The organism is Buchananella sp. 14KM1171, assembly GCF_041380365.1.
In the GTDB taxonomy this organism is placed as follows: Bacteria; Actinomycetota; Actinomycetes; order Actinomycetales; family Actinomycetaceae; genus Buchananella; species Buchananella felis.
Genome location: NZ_CP159981.1, coordinates 757,795 through 772,385, shown reverse-complemented (window position 1 = coordinate 772,385; position 14,591 = coordinate 757,795). Strand labels below are relative to the sequence as shown.

At 72.3% G+C, this 14,591-nt stretch carries 11 protein-coding genes; 6 read left to right on the top strand and 5 right to left on the bottom strand.

Going from position 1 to position 14,591, the window contains the following annotated elements:
- Positions 1–5 precede the first annotated feature (5 nt).
- The 5 genes from ABYF38_RS03005 to ABYF38_RS02985 form a co-directional block, all read right to left on the bottom strand.
- Complete coding sequence (locus ABYF38_RS03005) at positions 6–869, bottom strand: energy-coupling factor transporter transmembrane component T (protein ID WP_371152654.1); 864 nt, start codon at positions 867–869, stop codon at positions 6–8.
- Entirely contained in the window at positions 866–2,752 is a 1,887-nt protein-coding gene (locus ABYF38_RS03000; RefSeq protein ID WP_371152653.1) for an ABC transporter ATP-binding protein, read from the bottom strand. The genes ABYF38_RS03005 and ABYF38_RS03000 overlap by 4 nt, the downstream gene beginning before the upstream one ends.
- On the bottom strand, positions 2,749–3,369 hold the full coding sequence (locus ABYF38_RS02995) for an ECF transporter S component (RefSeq protein ID WP_371152652.1): 621 nt from the start codon (positions 3,367–3,369) through the stop codon (positions 2,749–2,751). Before ABYF38_RS02995 ends, ABYF38_RS03000 begins: the two co-directional genes overlap by 4 nt.
- 382 nt (positions 3,370–3,751) lie before the next feature.
- Positions 3,752–4,231: a GNAT family N-acetyltransferase gene (locus ABYF38_RS02990; protein WP_371152651.1), complete on the bottom strand. Its 480-nt coding sequence runs from the start codon at positions 4,229–4,231 to the stop codon at positions 3,752–3,754.
- A 163-nt stretch (positions 4,232–4,394) separates the two neighbouring features.
- Complete coding sequence (locus ABYF38_RS02985; RefSeq protein WP_371152650.1) at positions 4,395–6,794, bottom strand: 6-phosphofructokinase; 2,400 nt, start codon at positions 6,792–6,794, stop codon at positions 4,395–4,397.
- A gap of 317 nt (positions 6,795–7,111) precedes the next feature.
- Here ABYF38_RS02985 and sucC point away from each other — a divergent pair, with 317 nt between their 5' ends.
- The 6 genes from sucC to ABYF38_RS02955 all read left to right on the top strand — a co-directional run bounded on the left by sucC (position 7,112) and on the right by ABYF38_RS02955 (position 14,590).
- On the top strand, positions 7,112–8,272 hold the full coding sequence (gene sucC, locus ABYF38_RS02980) for an ADP-forming succinate--CoA ligase subunit beta (RefSeq protein WP_371152649.1): 1,161 nt from the start codon (positions 7,112–7,114) through the stop codon (positions 8,270–8,272).
- 11 nt (positions 8,273–8,283) lie between these two features.
- Positions 8,284–9,204 (top strand): succinate--CoA ligase subunit alpha, encoded by a 921-nt coding sequence (sucD, locus tag ABYF38_RS02975; RefSeq protein ID WP_371152647.1) that lies wholly within the window; start codon positions 8,284–8,286, stop codon positions 9,202–9,204.
- Between the two features lie 132 nt (positions 9,205–9,336).
- On the top strand, positions 9,337–11,706 hold the full coding sequence (locus ABYF38_RS02970; RefSeq protein ID WP_371152646.1) for a DUF6350 family protein: 2,370 nt from the start codon (positions 9,337–9,339) through the stop codon (positions 11,704–11,706).
- Entirely contained in the window at positions 11,703–12,341 is a 639-nt protein-coding gene (gene purN / locus ABYF38_RS02965) for a phosphoribosylglycinamide formyltransferase (protein WP_371152645.1), read from the top strand. The genes ABYF38_RS02970 and purN overlap by 4 nt, the downstream gene beginning before the upstream one ends.
- 241 nt (positions 12,342–12,582) lie before the next feature.
- A complete protein-coding gene (gene purH / locus ABYF38_RS02960) occupies positions 12,583–14,292 on the top strand; it encodes a bifunctional phosphoribosylaminoimidazolecarboxamide formyltransferase/IMP cyclohydrolase (protein WP_371152644.1) in 1,710 nt (569 codons plus the stop codon).
- A 1-nt stretch (position 14,293) separates the two neighbouring features.
- On the top strand, positions 14,294–14,590 hold the full coding sequence (locus ABYF38_RS02955; RefSeq protein ID WP_371152643.1) for a DUF3017 domain-containing protein: 297 nt from the start codon (positions 14,294–14,296) through the stop codon (positions 14,588–14,590).
- Position 14,591 lies beyond the last annotated feature (1 nt).

The following is a 14,591-nucleotide window of genomic DNA, read 5'->3' as shown; positions in this document are numbered from 1 at the left end:
GTCTCCTATCGGGAGAGCTCGGGGAATAGGGTGAAGCCGTGGTTCCAGGCCAGGCGGATGGCCACCGCCCCGGCCGCCCAGAGCAGGACGACCAGCAGCGTGTCCCGGATTCGCCAGACCGGGGTGTAGAACTCGGTGCGCCTGGGATGGGCCCCGAAGGAGCGGGCGTCCATGGACATGGAGACCCGCTCGGCGTGGCGGACGGCCGCCGCCACGAGCGCCGGGGCGGAGCCGAACCAGCGGGCCAGGGGTCCAAGCACGGGCACGTCCAGCTTGGAGCCGCGCAGCAGGTGGGCCTGCCTGATCGCGCGGTGCTGGCTGCGCAGCACCTTGACGAAGCTGAGGGCCGCCAGGGCGGCGCCGGCGATGCGCAGCGGCACGCGCAGGTGGTTGACGCTGGCGATGACGATCTGGCTGGGGGCGGCCAGCAGGCCGGTGGTGATGACCAGGTAGATCACTGCGGCTAGGCGCAGCCCCAGTTGGGCGCCCGTGTGGAGTTGCCCCTCGGTCAGGTGCAGGAAGCCGAGGTCCACCGGGGTGGTTTTGCCGGCCGTGGGGTCCACGGCGACGGCCAGGCCCAGGGTGAGCACGGCGCAGGCCGCTGCGACGATCGGCACGATCACCGCCGCCCGCTTGGGCTGCACGGCGAGCGCGGCCAGTGCGGCCAACGCGGCGATGACGGCCGGGATGCGCAGGTTCAGGCTGGAGGCTGACACCACGGTCAGTGGCATGATCGCCACGAACGGCGAGAGCGGGTTGAAGTCGAGGCGACCGGCCAGTGCGGGCGGCCGTTCGGGTGGCGGCGGGAGCTGCAGCGGCAGCGTTGGGGCCGCCGCAGTCCGGTTCGGAAGCGTCACCTGCGCGTTCACTTGCATCCCTCCCGCGCCGGCACGCGTCCCTGTTCGGGCTCGGCCGCTTGCGCCCGCGCGCGCTCGTGCGCGGGGGAGCCCGCCCGCGCCGGCACGTCGCGCCAGGTCAGCCAGGCGCTATCGCCGCCGTGCTCGCCCCCAAGCAGCCCGCCAGCTCGCAGCGCGGCCCCCACCCGGGTCAGCTCCGTCGCAGGCAGCCCGGCGGACGCCAGCGTGGCGGTGTCGGTGAGGACCTGGCGGGTTTGACCGGTTGCGGCCACCCGCCCGTCGCGCAGTAGCAGGACGCGGTCTGAGTGTTGGGCCACCAGTTCCAGGTCGTGGCTGGCCAGCACCACGGCGGTGCCCTGGTTCGCCAGCGTGCGCATGTGCGCCATGAGGCGTTCGGCGTTGCGGGCGTCCTGCCCGAAGGTGGGCTCGTCCAGGTAGAGCACCTTGCGGGGCAGGGCCAGCGCGGCCGCGACCGACAGCCTGCGCTTCTCCCCGCCGGAGAGCGTGAACGGGTGGACTTCCGCGAGCTCGACCAGCCCGAACTCCGCCATGAGCGCTGCCACGCGCTCCTCGATCTCCGCCTCCGGGCGGCGGGCCAGGCGCAGGCTGTGGGCGAGCTCGGCGCGCACCGTGTGGCGCACGAACTGGTGCTCCGGGTTCTGGGTGACCAGGGTGGCCAGGGGGTGGACGCGCGGGCGGCGGATCGGCCTGCCCTCGAACGCGAAGGACTCCGCCTGGAAGCGCTGCAGTCCCACCAGCGCGCGCAGCAGCGTGGACTTGCCGGAGCCGTTGACCCCGAGCACCGCCAGGATTTCGCCGGGGTAGGCGGCAAAGTCCACGTCTGCCAGCACGGCCGCGCCGCCCAACGTGACCGACAGGCCGCGCGCCTCCACCGTCGCCACCCCCGGCGTGGACGACGTTGCGCCCACCTTCGGCTCGACGCCGCCAGCCGCTGGTGCGGCCAGTTGTGGGGTGGACGACGTTGCGCGGGCCGTCACCTTCGCCCCTGCCTGCAGCGGGGCGGCCCCGCCCGTACTGCCCTCCTCGAGGGGCGGCTGCTGGGCGGAGGGTGGGGCGGCGACGTCGGCCAATGTGAGCGGCAGGGGGGTAATGCCAAGGCGCAGGCCGACGCGGGTGGCGGTGGGCAGGCGAATCCCGGCCTCCTCCAGCAGGGCGGCGTGGGCGCCAAAGACCTGGGCCGGGGTGCCGGTGGCCAGCACCTGTCCGTTCTTGGCCAGGGCGATCACCTGGTCCACGGCTCCGATCAGGTGGTCCAGGTTGTGCTCCACGATCAGGATCGCGGTACCCGCCTCCTTCAGGGCCGGCAGGTGGGCGTAGAACTGCTGGGCGGCGGCGGGGTCAAGGTTCGCGGTGGGCTCGTCCAGCACCAGCAGCTGGGGCCGCTGCGCCAGGGCGGCGGCAAGCAAGACCCGCTGACGCTGCCCGCCGGAGAGCAGCCACGGGTCCGTGGTGGCCAGGTGGGTCAGGTCCAGGGCGTCGAGCGCCGCCTTGGCCCGTTCGACGATCTCCTCACGCGGTAGCCGCACGTTTTGCAGGGCGTAGCAGACCTCGCCCCACACGCTGTCGGTGACGATCTGGGTATCCGGGTCCTGCATCACCATGGCGGTGCGGGCCGCCAGCTCCGAGAGCGGGGCGTCAGCCACCTCGGCGCCGGCCACCAGCACGGAGCCCCGGTAGTCGGAGGGAACCGAGTGGGGAACCAGGCCGTTGAGCGTCAACGTGAGGGTGGACTTGCCGCAGCCGCTGGGGCCCACCAGGAGCGTGGTGCGTCCCGGCTGCAACTCCAGGCTCTGGGGGTGGCGCGGCACCCACTCCTTGCGGGCGTGATAGCGCACCTGCAGGCTGGCCGCCTCCACCAGGGCAGGGGAGCTCACTTGGCGATCCCGACCCCGGTCCGGGCCAGCGCCCGCCTAAGGCCAAAGCAGGCGGCCAAGCCGATGTAGGTGGAGGTCATCGCGGCCGCGACGGCGGCAGTGGCCTGGAGCGGGGTCATTGCCACGCCCATGGCGGTGGTGTAGGCCGTGGAGTTCAGGCCGCCGAAGATGGTGGCGCCGATGGCGTAGACCCACCAGTTCCACTTGCGGTAGAGGAGAACGAGGAAGGGGAACTCGACGAAGGCCGCGCCGACCAGGTTGCCCGGCAGGGCGCCAAAGCCGAGCGGGGTGGCAAAGGAAGAGATGATGCCCATGATCAGGCCGCCCACCATGAACGCGCCCGGCTTGCGCACGATCACCCCGGGCAGGGCGTAGGCGATGAACCAGGCGCCCATGAGGGAGCACAGCACGATGACGTTCTTGGGGCTGGTGGCTGCCGAGTGTCCCACCAGGGACAGGGGCACCACCAGCAGCGAGCCCACCACGCCGAGTGCGGCGACCGTCATCAGGTTGCGGGTGCCAAGCACGGAGTCTCGCAGGCCGCCCTGCTTCGAGGTGCGCACCACGGGCTCGTGCGCCGCGTCCTGGACGGTCTTTGCTGATGTTTCCGTGCTCATGGTCCCTCCACCCATCAATGACATAGGTCAGGCTTGCCTAACGAAGGGATACCTTAGTGATAGATGGCATTGAGGGGAAGCGCGGCCAGGTTCGCGGGCGCGCGGGTCTGCGGCGCTGCGGGTCTGCGGCGCCGAGGGTCGTAGGTTCGTAGGTTTGGGCACCGCAGGTCTGCGGGTCAGGGAGGCCGGGGCTAGGCTTTGGGTTACTGCGCGAATCGTCGAGGGCTTGGTGCACCAGTTGAGGGCTTGGTGCACCAGTTGAGGGCTTGGTGCACCTCCCGAGGGGTTACCCGACCGGGTAACCCCTCAATCGGTCGTATAACCCCTCAATCGGTCGGGTAAGCCCTCAATCGGTCGCGTATCCCCTCAATCGGTCGCGAGGTCAGAGGGGGAGCGAGTAGGTGCCCTCCGCAGGAGCATCGGGGACTGGCTTGAACCCAAAGGCGGTGTACAGGAGAACGGAGGGATTGCCGTCCTCCACAGAGAGGCTGATTTCCCGTATCCCCCGCGAGCGTGCCTCGTCGATAAGGGCCTGCAGCATCTGCCTGCCGATGCCCTTGCGGCGGTAGCCGGTCCACACCGTGATGCCGAGCTCGGGAATGCCGTCCGCCACGTAGCCATACCCGGGGTCGGAGGAGTCCAGGAAGAGCAGCCAGGCAACTCCAACGCAGTTGCCGCCCTGCTCCGCAACGACGCCAAAGTCGCCCCGTTCCGGCGCCAGCTGGACGTAGTGGGAGAGCCCGGGGTAGCCATCGAGATCGGCGAAGGTGAATCGTTCGCCGGGCCAGTTGATGTTGAAAACACACGCGGTGCGCAGGAGTTCGCGGTCCGCGGTGGTGAGGGGGCGCAGCGTCACGGCCATGGAGGCAACGATATAGCGGTCCAGGGCGGGGCAGGGGGCGGTGGGGCGACGTCGTCGCCCGCCGGGTGCAAGACGTTGCGGTCCTAAGCGGGCCGGGGCGGCGAGATCGCTCTCGCCGCCCCGTTCACCCGGTCCGTGAAACCCGCAGTTTCACGTCCTGCAGCTAATCCTGGTCGTTGACCGTGCGTTCGGCGTCCGCGCGCAGCACCTCCACCCGGGCCACTGAAGCGTCGGAGAGCCGGTCGCTCACCACCGCAGAGACGGTGCGCAGGTTCATCCACCACTGCTCCTTGGGGCGGCGCATGTCCAGGTCCACCACCCGGTCCATCTCCTCGATCTCCGCCGTGGACATCTTGGAGCCCACTAGGCCCACGTAGCGGACCTCCCCGCGCCCGGAGCGCAGCTGCTCCACCACGTCCTTGAGGGCGTAGTAGCTCAGGCGCGTGGCCAGCAGGCGGTCGAAGGGGGTGGGGTTGCCGCCCTGCTGGATGTGGCCCAGCACGTTCTGGCGCACGTCGTAGAGCCCCTTGCCTTCCTCAGCGAACAGGCGGGCCAGGAAGTCGGTGGTGTACAGCTCGCTGGCCTGCTCGTTGCGGATGGCCAGGAACAGGCGCCTGCCCTCCTTGAAGGAGGTGATCATCGCGTCGGTGTCCCGCTTCAGGTCCGCCAGCGTGATGCCCTCCTCTTGCAGGTAGACCTTCTCGGCGCCCGTGGCCAGGCCGGACATGTAGGCCAGGTAGCCGCAGCGCCTACCCATGGTCTCCACCACGAAGCAGCGCTTGGAGGCGGAGGCGGACTGGCGGATCATGTCCAGGGCCTCCACGGCCTTGTTCAGGGCCGTGTCGGCGCCGATGCACAGCTCGGAACCGGGCAGGTTGTTGTCGATGGAGGCCGGCACCACCACGATCGGCAGCCTGAAGGCCGGGTAGCGGGACTGCTCCTTAGAGATCAGGCGCGCGCTCAGGTAGGCGTTGAAACCGCCGATCAGGACGATCGCGTCGATCTGGTGCTGCTCGATGGCGCGTCCCAGGGAGTAGAGGTGCTCCTCGGGCGGCACGGGCCGGCGGGTGCCCAGCTCGGCACCGCCGTCGCCCACCCAGGCGTCCACCTCGCCCCAGCCGAGCTCGGAGATGCGCCCGTCGATCAGGCCCTTGAAGGAGCCGCGCACGCCCAGCATCTTCATGCCCCGGTGCAGGCCCAAGCGGGTGACGGCGCGGGCCGCGGAGTTCATGCCGGGGGCCAGGCCGCCCACGTGCAGGATCGCCACGCGCGGGGCGCGCTCTGTGCCGTCGGGGCCGGTGACGGTGACCGGGTCGGCGGGCCAGGCGTGGTCGGCGAACACGGCGGCATCCTGCGGCGTGCCCGGCGGGGTGGCCAGGGCGCTGAAGATCTTGACCATCTCGCCGAAGGAGCGGCCGCGGGCCGCGATCGCCTGGTCGTAGCGGCCCTCGTCCACCATGCCCTTGACGGCCCGGGTGGCGCCCACCGTGGCGGTCAACGGCAACAGGGCGATTCGGTTGCGGCGCACGCCCAGCACCTGGGTGGCGTGGCCGTCGCTGTCCTGGATCACCTCCTGCGCGGCGGCGTAGCCGAGCAGGGTGGACATCCAGCGGTCGTAGGCGGAGGGGGCACCACCGCGCTGCACGTGGCCCAGGATGGTGATGCGCGCGGACTCGCCCATGCGCTCCTTGATGGCCGTCTGGACCTGTTGGGAGGTGATCGGGTTGCCGCTGCGGTCCTTGGCGCCCTCGGCCACGATGATGAGGGAGTCGCGCCGCCCCTGGGCGCGGCCGTTGCGCAGCAGCTCCACCATGTGGTCCTCCCACCCGTCTGCGGGCGGGTTTTCGGGAATGAGCACGTAGTCGCAGCCGCCGGCCACGGCCGCCATCAGGGCCAGGTAGCCGCAGTGGCGGCCCATCACCTCGATGATGAAGGTGCGCTGGTGGGAGGCGGCGGTGGCGGAGATGTCGTCGATGGCGTCCACGATGCGGTGCAGCGCGGAGTCGGCGCCGATGGTCATGTCGGTGCCCACCATGTCGTTGTCGATGGAGCCCACCAGGCCGGCGATGGTCAGCTCGGGGTGGGCGTCGCGCACCTCGGGGGTGATCTCCCCGGCCTCCACCAGCTCCTCCAGCAGGGAGGGCCAGGCGCGGCGGAACTCCTCGGTGCCGGTGAGGGAGCCGTCGCCACCGATCACGACCAGGCGGTCGATGCCGTGCTCCAGGAAGTTCTTGGCCGCCGCCCGCATGCCCCAGCGCTCGCGGAAGTCGGCGCAGCGGGCGGTGCCGATGATGGTGCCGCCCTTGTGGAGGATGGAGCCGACGGATTCCCATTCGAGCTTCTGGATGCCGTCGCCGCCATCCACGGCTCCCTGCCAGCCTTCCCTGACCGCGTAGGGCTGGGCGCCCATGCGCAGCGCTGTGCGCACCACGGCGCGTACGGCGGCGTTCATGCCTTGGGCGTCGCCGCCGGAGGTGAGGATGCCGATGCGGGGCTGGGCGGGACTTGCCTCCCCGCCTGCGGGGGCGGCGTTCGGGGTGATGGGGGTGGATTCAGTGGTCATGGCGCACCTTTCCTTTCCTGCTGGCCCCATTTTGCCTGGCTTGTGCGACGGGCGTCACCTTGTTCGGGTGGCCCGGTGGGGGCAATTCACGGCCAGCGCAACGGGCGGCCCGCCTGCGGGGTGCTTTTTGGGGCCGACGTCCCGCCCGCGCCCCTTTGGGGTCTCGGCCGCCACGCGGGGCGGTGAAGCGTTGGGGGAGGCGGGCGGCAACGTCGTCCACGGGGCGAAGCTTTTGGGGCAAAAATGTTGCCCGCTAGGACTTGTGTCCCGGTAGCATGGTGGTCGCGCTCACAGGCGCACCGTGAGAAAGGCTCAGCGTGGATCTTTTCGAATACCAAGCCCGTGAACTGTTCGCCAAGCACCAGGTCCCGGTCCTGCCGGCGGTGGTGGTCACCGAACCGGAGCAGGCGCTAGAGGCGGTGGCGTCGCTGCCGCAGGGGCTGCTAGTGGTCAAGGCCCAGGTCAAGACGGGCGGACGCGGCAAGGCCGGCGGCGTGAAGCTGGCCCACAGCCCGCAGGAGGCGCTGGAGCACACCCGCGCCATCCACGGCATGGACATCAAGGGGCACAAGGTGCACCGCGTCATGATCGCGGCGGCGGCTGACATCGCGGAGGAGTACTACTTCTCCCTGCTGCTGGACCGCTCCAACCGCCAGTACCTGGCCATGTGTTCGCGTGAGGGCGGCATGGAGATCGAGACGCTGGCGGCGCAGCGCCCGGAGGCGCTGGCCAAGCTGGGGATCGACCCACTGGAGGGTTTCACCGAGCAGAAGGCGGCGGAGCTGCTGGCGGCTGCGGGCTTCAGCGGCGAGGAGGCGGAGGCGATCGTGCCGGTGCTGCTGCGGCTGGGGGAGGTGTTCGAGGCGGAGGACGCCACCCTGGTGGAGGTCAACCCGCTGGTGAAGACCCCGAGCGGGGAGATCATCGCCCTGGACGGCAAGGTGACGTTGGACGACAACGCCGCCTTCCGCCACCCCGAGCACGCCGAGCTGGTGGTCAAGGAGGACGCCGACCCGCTGGAGCTGCGCGCCAAGGAGGCCGGGCTCAACTACGTGCGCCTGGAGGGCGAGGTGGGGATCATCGGCAACGGCGCCGGCCTGGTCATGTCCACCTTGGACGTGGTGGCCTACGCCGGGCAGGAGCACGGGGTGCGCCCGGCGAACTTCCTGGACATCGGGGGCGGCGCGTCGGCTGAGGTGATGGCGGCGGGCCTGGAGATCATCCTGGGCGACCCGCAGGTGCGCAGCGTGTTTGTCAACGTCTTCGGTGGCATCACGGCCTGCGACGCGGTGGCGCAGGGCATCGTGCGCGCGCTGGAGCTGCTGGGGGAGGCGGCCACCAAGCCGCTGGTGGTGCGCCTGGACGGGAACAACGTGGAGGCCGGTCGGGCGATCCTGGCGCAGGCCAACCACCCGCTGGTGTCGGTAGTAGAGACGATGGACGGGGCCGCCGCGCTGGCCGCCGCCAAGGCTAAGTAAGGGGCAGCGCGATGGCGATTTTCCTGGACAAGAACTCCCGCGTGATCGTGCAGGGCATGACCGGCAGCGAGGGCCAGAAGCACACCCGCCGCATGCTCAGCGCCGGCACGGCCGTGGTGGCGGGCGTCAACCCGCGCAAGGCGGGCACTAGCGTGACTTTCGAGGTCGCCCCCCTGGGTTTTGGGGCGCACGACGTTACCGCCGGCGCCGTCGAGGTGCCGGTCTACGGCACGGTGGCCGCCGCGAAGGAGGCGACCGGAGCCAACGTGTCTGTGGTCTTCGTGCCGCCGGCCTTCGCCAAGGCGGCGGTGCTGGAGGCCGTGGAGGCGGGGGTGGAACTGATCGTGGTGATCACCGAGGGCATCCCGGTGCGCGACTCCACCGAGTTCGTGGCCGCCGCGCGGGCGGCCGGGGTGCGCCTGATCGGGCCGAACTGCCCGGGCATCATCAGCCCCGGCCAGTCCAACGTGGGCATCACCCCGCCCGACATCACCGGGCCGGGGCGGCTGGGCCTGGTGTCCAAGTCCGGCACCCTGACCTACCAGCTCATGCACGAGCTGCGCGACATCGGCTTCACCACCTGCATCGGCATCGGCGGCGACCCGGTGGTGGGCACCACGCACATCGACGCGCTGGCGGCGTTCCAGGCGGACCCGGACACGGACGCGATCGTGATGATCGGTGAGATCGGTGGCGACGCGGAGGAGCGGGCCGCGGCCTACATCGCCGAGCACGTCACCAAGCCCGTGGTGGCCTACGTTGCGGGCTTCACCGCCCCGGAGGGCAAGACGATGGGGCACGCGGGGGCGATCGTGACCGGCTCGTCCGGCACTGCGGAGGCCAAGAAGGTGGCCCTGGAGGCCGTGGGCGTGCAGGTGGGGCGCACCCCCTCCCAGACCGCCCTGCTGGCCCGCCAGGCGCTCGGGCTGTAGTGGCGGGCGGGTCCTCGCGGGGGCCGAACGCGGGTGGGGCGGCTGATTTCAGCCACCCCACCCGCTACCTTTGTGCCCGCTCCTCGGCGTGGAGGGGACGGGCGGGCCGGGTCATGCGGCACCATGGATAACGTGCCTGACTCTCAGCGTTCTTCAGACCCCGCAGTTCCCGCCGGTACCGACCGGGACCAGGCGGCCCACCCGAAGCGGGAACTCAGCGCCGACGAGATGGAGACCCCCGTCCTGGGCGCCCTGCCCGTGGAGGCGCTAGAGGCCATGGGGGCCTGCGGCGAGCCGTCCCTGGGCGCGCAGCCCCTAGAGAAGGACGGCCCGAGCAGCGGCGAGCGGGACGGGGCCGAAGCGGGCGACGCCGCGCCGGGAGCGAACGAGCGCGGGGAGGACGAAGGCGGTCAGGCCGAACGCGGTCGGGCCGAAGGTGTGCAGGGCCAGCAGATCGAAGCTGAGGAAGGCGCCGGTCGGGACGGGACCGGGCGGGAAGCCGCCGGCACCGCCGACGAGCCTGCCCGGTCGGGCGCAGCGCGAGCGCCCCAGGCGGGGCAGCCGGACGCGGCGGCCGACGAGGGCGCGGCGGTCGGCGAGGGCGCTGCAGCTGCGCAGGACACCGCCTCCGCCGAGGCGCCGGAGCTTCCCGAGCGAGCCGAGCTGCCCGAGGCGACCGAGGAGTTCGGCAGCGCCGGGGTGGGAGAGCAGGATGCCGCGCCGGTAGTAGAGGAGACGTCCACCCAGGAACCCGAGGCGAGTCAGGACGCCACCGCCCCCGACGAAGGCGGGGGCGAGCCCGCCGCCGAGGCCGGCGCGGACGCAGAGCGCGGCGGGGCCGCGCCGCTGCACGCGGTGGCCGGCAAGAAGAAGGCGCGCAAGGCGGCGTCGGACAGGAAAAAGACCGAGCGCGTCTACCTGCCGGCCTCGATCAGCCGATCCATCCTGGCCGGCATAGAGGCCGCAGTGCTGCCGTGGGCGCTGGTGGTGGCGATCGCCATCGGCATCTTCGCCAGCCAGCGTGAGCGAAGCGCCTTCGCGGCCCTGAACTGGACCGACGCGCTGGACGAGGGCACACGCTGGTGGGCCGCCGGATTCGGCGCCACCGTGCACGGGCTGACCCTGCCGGTCCCGCTGGGCCTGACCGCGCTGTTCGCGGCGATCGCCTACCTGGCGATCAGGCGGGCGCACGTGGCAACGCTGCCCACGCTGGGCGCGGCGGTGGCGGCGAACATCGGGTCCGTCGCCACCCTGACGGCCCTGGCGGCGGGCATGGCCGCGCGCCTGCAGGCGATCCGGGGCGCCGTGGCGGTGGCCGCCCTGGTGGCCCTGCTCTGCCTGCTGCGAGACAGCGAGCTGCGAAACAACCTGCGCCAGCGCGGCGCCAAGCGCCGGCAGGCGCGGCCCGCTGCGCGCGCCGGCGGCCGGGACGGCGCCGCCCGCCTCCGCCAGGTGGGGGCCAGCCTGCTGCGGCAACTGGCCCACCTGCTGACCGGCGCGAGCGCGGTGCTGGCGGCCCTCTGGGCGGCGGGAACCCTGGTGATGGTGGTGAGCGCGGCGGTGCGTTGGCGTTCCATCTGGGCCATGGGAGCCGAGGTGCAGCTGGGCGCGGTCGGCTGGCTGGCCGTGGGCGCGGTGTTCCTGTTCTGGCTGCCCACCCTCGGCCTGTGGGGCGTGGCCTGGCTGTTCGGCTCCGGTTTCCGCCTGGACCAGACCTCCCTGTACTCACTGGAGGGATTCATCCCCTCGGTGCAGCCCGCCATGCCCTTCCTCTCGGGCGTGCCGGTGGTGAGCCCGGGCTGGGCGCTGCTGCTCGCCCCCGGCGCGCTGCTCGCGGCGCTGGGCTGGTGGATGGCGCGGCGCAAGCCCATTACCTGGCGCAGCGGCGGCTGGGCGCTGGTGCTGCAACTGCTGCACGGTGCAGCCATCGCGGCGGTGGCCACCGTCGGTGTTAGCCTCCTGTTTGTCCTGGCCCGGGGCGCCCTCGGGACGGCCCCGGTCTTCGCATCCGCCGGTCCCGTCCCGGCCGGGCAGGCTGCCGGCATCTCCGTTTTCCTGCTGCTCGCGTTCGTGCCTGCCTACGCCGTCTCCCACCCGCAGGTTTGGCCGCTGGTGCGGCTGGCCCTGGTGGGCTCGGCCCGGGAGGCGGCCAACGTCGGGGCCAAGGCCATGGGGCACGCCCGCTCGGTCGGCAAGGTGACGGCCACCGTGGCCATGCAGGCGGCGCGGGACCTGTCGCGTTCCGACAAGACGGGCGCCGGGGCCGGCATGCCTGCGGCCGACAAGGCCGGGGCCGCCCCCGCTCCCGGGGCCGACAAGGCCGGGGCCGCCCCCGCCCCCGGGCGTCCGGGTAGCCCCACCGCGCCGGCGGGGACCGGGCGGGCCGGCGCACCGGGTAAGGTCAGTGCCGCTCGCGCACCCCTCCGCTCGCCCGGCCGGGCCTCCGGCCCGGTCCGCCCCAAGAACCCCGGTCGCCCCCGTCCTAGCCAGGAGAAGGAATGACGAACAACCTGCGCCCCACCGGCGGACCGCTGCGCATCGCCCTGCTGGCCTCCGGCGGCGGCTCCAACGCGCGCGACCTGATCGCCGCCGCAGCCACCGACCCGAACATGGAGGTGGTGGGCCTGGCCACGGATCGAGCCGGAGTGGGCGCCCTGGAGATCGCCGCGACCGCCGGCGTGCCCACCGCCGTGGTGCGGCTGGGGGACTACCCGCAGCGCGCCGACTGGGACGCCGCCCTCACCGAGGCGGTGGCCGAATGGGAGCCGGACCTGGTGGTGAGCGTCGGCTTCCTCAAGCTGCTGGGGCGGGCATTCCTGGCCCGCTTCGGCGGGGCCACCCTCAACACGCACAACTCGCTCCTGCCGGCCTTCCCCGGGGTGAGCGGGCCGGCCGACGCCCTTGCCTACGGCGTGAAGCTGGCCGGCGCCACCCTGTTCGTGGTGGACGAGGGCGTGGACACCGGCCGGATCCTGGCCCAGGTGGCCGTGCCGGTGCTGCCCGGAGACGACGTCGACCGCCTCACCGAACGGATCAAGGTGGCCGAGCGCGCCCAGCTGGTGCGCTGCGTGGCGGCCATCGCGGCCAGCGGGAGCCTGGACGAGTCCACCTGGCCCGCCGCGCACGAGCGGCACTAGCCGGGCGCGGGGCGGCGGCGTCGCCCAACCGGTCGGCCACGCAACGGCCGCCTGAGCCGGGCGCGGGGCGGCAGCGTCGTCCACCCGGCCGGGCCAATCCGCGCGGTGCCGTAACAGGGTGCGGCTAGTAGACTGGCGGCGGCTACAACTGGCGCAGGTAGGGCACTACCGGGGAGTGGCCAAGAGACTGCCGCAAGGGCGTCGCCCGCCTGGGCGCCCGGCTCTACACGCAAGGAGAGTCATGGAAGTTACTGCCCCCACCCGCCAACTGGACGTGCTGCCGCTGCGCCGCGCCCTCATCTCCGTCTACGACAAGACCGGCCTGGTAGAGCTGGGCCAGGCGCTGGCCGCCGCCGGGGTGGAGATCGTCTCCACCGGCTCCACCGCCGCCACGCTGGCCGGCGCCGGCGTTCCCGTCACGCCCGTGGAGCAGGTCACCGGCTTCCCCGAGTGCCTGGAGGGCCGCGTCAAGACCCTGCACCCGGCCGTCCACGCCGGCATCCTGGCCGACCGCCGCAAGGACGACCACGTCACCCAGCTCGCCGACCTCGGCATCGCGGCCTTCGACCTGGTGGTGGTAAACCTCTACCCCTTCACCCAGACCGTGGCCAGCGGCGCCGGCTACGACGCCTGCGTGGAGCAGATCGACATCGGCGGGCCCACCATGGTGCGCGCCGCCGCCAAGAACCACCCGTCCGTGGCGATCGTGGTGGACCCGGCCCGCTACGAGGAGGTGGCCGCTGCCGCCGCCGGCGAGGGCTTCACCTTCCTGCAGCGACGCGAGCTGGCCCTGGAGGCCTTCACCCACACCGCTACTTACGACGCCGCCGTCTCCGCCTACCTGGCCCAGCAGCTGGAGGAGGAGCTAGGCGAGGGCGTGGACGACGCTGCCGAGGCGGCCGGCGAGCTGGAGGAGCTGGTTCGCGTCATCACCGAGGACGGGGGAGAGGCCCGCGCTCTGCGCTACGGCGAGAACCCGCACCAGGCCGCGTGGGTGATCGTCGACGAGGACGGCACCGCAGGGGTCGGCGTGGCCGGTGCCAAGCAGCTCCAGGGCAAGGAGATGAGCTTCAACAACTACACCGACACCGACGCCGCGGTGCGGGCCGCCTACGACCACGAGCGCCCCTGCGTGGCGATCATCAAGCACGCCAACCCGTGCGGCCTGGCCGTGGGGGAGACCATCGAGGAGGCCTACGTCAAGGCCCACGCCTGCGACCCGGTCTCCGCGTTCGGCGGCGTTATCGCCACCAACCGGGTGGTCACCGCCCAGATGGCGCAGCAGGTGGTGGGCGTGTTCACCGAGGTGATCGCCGCCCCCGGCTTCGAGCCCGCCGCCCTGGAGGTGCTGTCCGCCAAGAAGAACCTGCGCCTGCTCGAGGTGGGCAACCCGGTGCGCGGCGGCGTGGAGGTCAAGCCGATCTCCGGTGGCCTGCTAGCCCAGGCCGTGGACGTGATCGACGCCGAGGGCGACGCGCCCGCCAACTGGACCCTGGCCGCAGGCGAGGCCGCCGACGCGGCCACGCTGGCGGACCTGGAGTTCGCGTGGCGCTCCGTGCGCGCGGTGCGCTCCAACGCGATCCTGCTGGCCAAGGACGGTGCCACCGTCGGGATCGGCATGGGCCAGGTCAACCGCGTGGACTCCTGCCGCCTGGCGGTGGAGCGCGCCAACACCCTGGGGGCCCGCACCACCGGGGACGCCGCCGCGGAGGCCGGCGTGGGGGGCGCGCGCGGCCAGGCCGACGCGGCCGCCCCGGAGCGGGCGCGCGGCGCCGTGGCCGCCTCCGACGCCTTCTTCCCCTTCGCCGACGGCCTGCAGATCCTCATCGACGCCGGCGTCACCGCCGTGGTGCAGCCCGGCGGCTCCGTGCGCGACGAGGAAGTGATCGACGCGGCCCGCGCCGCCGGCATCACGCTCTACCTGACCGGCACCCGCCACTTCGCGCACTGACATGGCAGGCCGCGGCGCGCACGAACGCAAGCCACCGGCGCTGGCGGGCCCCCTGGCCCTCGGCCTGGTGGTGGGCGTGGCGTGCGTGGCCGCGGCCGCCCTGCTCTCCGGCGCCCTGGCGGCGCTGCGGCTGCTGGCCGTGATCCTGGTCGGGGTGGCTGTGGCCCGCCTGGCCCCCGGCCACTCGCCGTGGCTCTCGGCGCGCCAGCGCCCCTGGCTGGACGCCATCGTGCTGTTCGGGGCCGCCCTGTCCATCTGGGTGCTCTCCAGCCTGAGCGCCTCCACCGGCGTCCTGTAAA

Coding starts and splice junctions, on each gene's coding strand:
- ABYF38_RS02995 (WP_371152652.1), bottom strand. CDS start 3,369: ATGAGCACGGAAACATCAGCAAAGACCGTCCAGGACGCGGCGCACGAG.
- ABYF38_RS02990 (WP_371152651.1), bottom strand. CDS start 4,231: ATGGCCGTGACGCTGCGCCCCCTCACCACCGCGGACCGCGAACTCCTG.
- ABYF38_RS02985 (WP_371152650.1), bottom strand. CDS start 6,794: ATGACCACTGAATCCACCCCCATCACCCCGAACGCCGCCCCCGCAGGC.
- sucD (WP_371152647.1), top strand. CDS start 8,284: ATGGCGATTTTCCTGGACAAGAACTCCCGCGTGATCGTGCAGGGCATG.
- purN (WP_371152645.1), top strand. CDS start 11,703: ATGACGAACAACCTGCGCCCCACCGGCGGACCGCTGCGCATCGCCCTG.
- purH (WP_371152644.1), top strand. CDS start 12,583: ATGGAAGTTACTGCCCCCACCCGCCAACTGGACGTGCTGCCGCTGCGC.
- ABYF38_RS02955 (WP_371152643.1), top strand. CDS start 14,294: ATGGCAGGCCGCGGCGCGCACGAACGCAAGCCACCGGCGCTGGCGGGC.